Origin of the sequence: Nocardioides sp. (genome assembly GCF_035429765.1) — a bacterium.
In the GTDB taxonomy this organism is placed as follows: domain Bacteria; phylum Actinomycetota; class Actinomycetes; order Propionibacteriales; family Nocardioidaceae; genus Nocardioides.
In genome coordinates this window covers 1-3362 of record NZ_DAOMFK010000266.1, presented here as the reverse complement: position 1 = coordinate 3362, position 3362 = coordinate 1, and the positions used below count along the sequence as shown (strand labels likewise).

Genomic DNA, 3362 nt, shown 5'->3' with positions numbered 1-3362 from the left:
CGGCCCGCAGCCGCGCCAGCAGGTCGTCGGCCGCCTGGAGGTGCTGGAACAGCATGGCCGCGTCGACGCCGAAGAGGGCGAGCCCGCACCGCGGGCAGTAGACCGGGTTGCTGGGGAGCGGGGCGTGGCAGTCCGGGCAGCGCCTCGGGTCGGCGTACCTGGTCATGCTCGCAGTCTGCTCCCCTCCACGGCGGACTTCGCGGGCGGACCCGAGCGTGTGGGGACATCGCTCGGGCCCGCCCGCCCTGGCCACTGCCGGTAGGGAGAGCGCCCCGGTGGGGCGCCAGGACCGGCCGTGAGGCCCGTGCCCCGCGAGCGGGTGCGCGTCGGGTGTGAGTATGGTCACCGGTCGACGGCACCACCGGTGAACCGCCGATCTCGTGCCGGCAGTTCTAGACGTGCGGAGGACCACGATGTCTGACTACCCCTACGCCGAGCGCTTCGGCGTCACCAGCGCCCTGCCCGAGCAGGGTCGTCCCCGCGGTCAGGTGCTTGCCGAGCTGAGCGCGATGGCGGCCGAGGAGGACGCCTTCTGGGAGACCGGGAAGGTCTCCGGGACGATGTACTGCGGGGACCACGAGCACTACGCGTTCCTCACCGAGGCGTTCGGGCGGTTCGCCCACGTCAACGCCCTGCAGCGCGACATGTGCCCCTCCGCCACTCGCTTCGAGGGCGAGATCATCGCCATGGTGCTCGACCTGATGCACGCCTCGGCCGTCGAGGACGGTGAGCCCGCCGGCATGGTCACGACCGGCGGCACGGGAAGCATCCTGCACGCCCTGCTGGCCTACCGGGAGCACGCCGCGAAGACCCGGGGAATCACCCGGCCCAACTTCGTCAAGCCCGAGACCGGGCACCCGGCCTTCGACAAGGGCTGCCACCTGCTCGGGATCGAGTGCCGCACCGTGCCGGTGCGCCCGGACACCACCACCGTGGATCCCGCGGTGGTCGCCGCCGCCATCGACGAGAACACGGTGGCGGTCCTGGGCTCGGCCGGCAACTACCCCTACGGGACGATCGACCCGATCGCCGAGCTCGGCGCGCTGGCCCTCGAGAGAGGTGTCGGGCTGCACGTGGACGGCTGCCTCGGCGGGTTCATCCTGCCGTTCGGGGAGGAGCTCGGGTACGACGTACCCCCCTTCGACTTCCGGGTCCCGGGGGTGACCTCGATCTCGGCCGACACCCACAAGTACGGCTACGCGTTCAAGGGCTCCTCCGTGCTGGTCTTCCGGGACAAGGCGCTGCGCAACGCGCAGTACTTCCACGTGGCCGGCTGGTCGGGCGGCAAGTACATGTCCCCCGGCATCGAGGGGTCGCGCTCCGGAGGGCTGCTGGCTGCCACCTGGGCCTCGATGGTGCACCTGGGGCGGGCCGGGTACCGGGGCTACGCGGCGGAGATCTTCCGCACCGCCGCCGCCATGATGGACGTCGTGCGCTCGCACCCCGAGCTGCGGGTGATGGGCAGCCCGACGTTCTGCTTCTCCTTCACCTCCGACGACTTCGACATCTACCACGTCGCCGACTTCATGCGGCCGCGCGGCTGGCGGTTCAACGGCCAGCAGTACCCCAACGCCATCCACATGGCGGTGACCCGGCCGCAGACCCGGGCAGGTGTGGTGGAAGCGTTCGCGGCCGACCTGGCCGAGGCGGTCGACTACGCCCGGCAGCAGCAGGCGGCCGGCGCCACGGCGGAGTCCGGCGCGATCTACGGCGGCGTCGAGGGCGGGCTGACCAGCGAGATCGAGGACGTCATCGTGATGTTCATGGACGCGATGCTCGACGCCCAGCAGGGCGTCCCGGCGGAGCAGGTGTGACCGGCCTGGTCCTCGCGGTCGACCTGGGCAGCGGAGGTCCCAAGGTCGGCTACGTGACGGTGACCGGCGAGCCGGTGTGGTGGTGGTACGAGCGCGCGGACGCCGTCGGCGGGGCCGAGGTCCAAGACGCCGAGGTGTGGTGGGAGACCGTGGTCACGGCGGCTCGCCGCGGTCTGGCCGAGGGCGGGGTGGACGGTCGCGACGTGGTCGGGGTGGCGGTCACCGGGCAGTGGGCGAGCACGGTGCCCGTCGACGCCACCGGCCGCCCGGTGGCCGAGTGCCTGATGTGGTCGGACACCCGCGGCGGTGAGTACTCCCTCAAGCGGTTCGGCGGGCCGGTGGCCGGCTACGCACCCCGCGTGCTGGCCACCTGGCTGCGCCGCTCCGGCGGCATCCCCAACCCTGCCGGGGCCGACCCGGTGGCGCACATGCTCCACCTGGAGCACGACCGGCCGGAGGTCACCGCCCGTGCCCGGTGGTACCTCGAGCCGGTCGACTACCTGACCATGCGCTTCACGGGCGTGCCCGCGGCGACCCTGATGTCCATGACGGCGGCCTGGCTCACCGACAACCGCGACCTGAGCAGCCTGGCCTACGACCCGGTGCTGGTGCGGCTGTCGGGGGTGAACCCCTCGCGGCTGCCGCCGCTGGTGGCCGGTGGTTCCGTCGTCGCCCCGGTGGCTCCGGAGGTCGCGGAGCTGATCGGCATCGCCCCGACCGCCCAGGTGGTCCCCGGTGTGCCCGACCTCCACAACGCCGCGATCGGCTCCGGGTGCGTGGCGGCGTACCGGCCGCACATGTCGCTGGGCACCTCCTCGTGGGTCAGCTGCCCGGTGCCCGGCAAGAAGACCGACGTGATCCGGCAGATGGCCGCCGTCCCGGGGCTCGGGGACGGCAACTACCTGCTGGCCAACAACCAGGACAACGCTGGCCGCTGCCTGGAGTGGTTCCGGGCCGGGTTCGCTCCGGAGGTCTCCTACGACGACCTCGAGGCGCTCGCCGCCGCGGCCGAACCCGGCTCCGGCGGTGTGCTGTTCACCCCCTGGCTCAACGGCGAGCGCAGCCCGATCGACGACCGCCGGGCCCGGGGCGGGTTCCACAACGTCTCGCTGGGGACCACCCGCGCCGACCTCACCCGGGCGGTGCTGGAGGGGGTGGCGATGAACATGCGCTGGCTGCTGGCGGGCGCCGAGCACTTCGCCGGGCGCCGCTTCGACCCGATCCGGCTGATCGGCGGGTGCGCCCGGATGGACGTGTGGTGCCAGATCCTGGCCGACGTGTGCGACCGCACCATCGAGCGGGTCGCGGACCCGCTGGCCGGGGGACTGAGAGGCGCCGGGCTCACCGTCGGTCTGGCCCTCGGCGAGGTCCGGGCGGCCGACCTCCCCGACCTGGTCCCCGTGGACCGGGTGTTCACCCCCGATCCCCGGCACCGCGCCACCTACGACCGGCTCTTCTCCCAGTTCCCCAAGCTCTACTCCCGCAACAAGAAGATGTTCAGCCACCTCAACCGTTGACTCGCGCCTCCCGCCCCGTCGACTCGCGCCT

Annotated in this window: 2 protein-coding genes; both read left to right on the top strand. The window is 72.6% G+C overall.

Annotation, left to right across the window (positions count from 1 at the left end):
* The first annotated feature begins 413 nt into the window (after positions 1-413).
* Positions 414-1814 (top strand): pyridoxal phosphate-dependent decarboxylase family protein, encoded by a 1401-nt coding sequence (locus PLP61_RS15890; RefSeq protein ID WP_324503735.1) that lies wholly within the window; start codon positions 414-416, stop codon positions 1812-1814.
* Positions 1811-3331, top strand: a complete 1521-nt coding sequence (locus PLP61_RS15885; protein ID WP_324503734.1) for a xylulokinase — start codon at positions 1811-1813, stop codon at positions 3329-3331. Before PLP61_RS15890 ends, PLP61_RS15885 begins: the two co-directional genes overlap by 4 nt.
* The last annotated feature ends 31 nt before the right edge of the window (positions 3332-3362 follow it).

Bases quoted from the DNA above. Each gene is read 5' to 3' on its own strand.
- PLP61_RS15890 (WP_324503735.1), top strand. From the start codon at position 414: ATGTCTGACTACCCCTACGCCGAGCGCTTCGGCGTCACCAGCGCCCTG.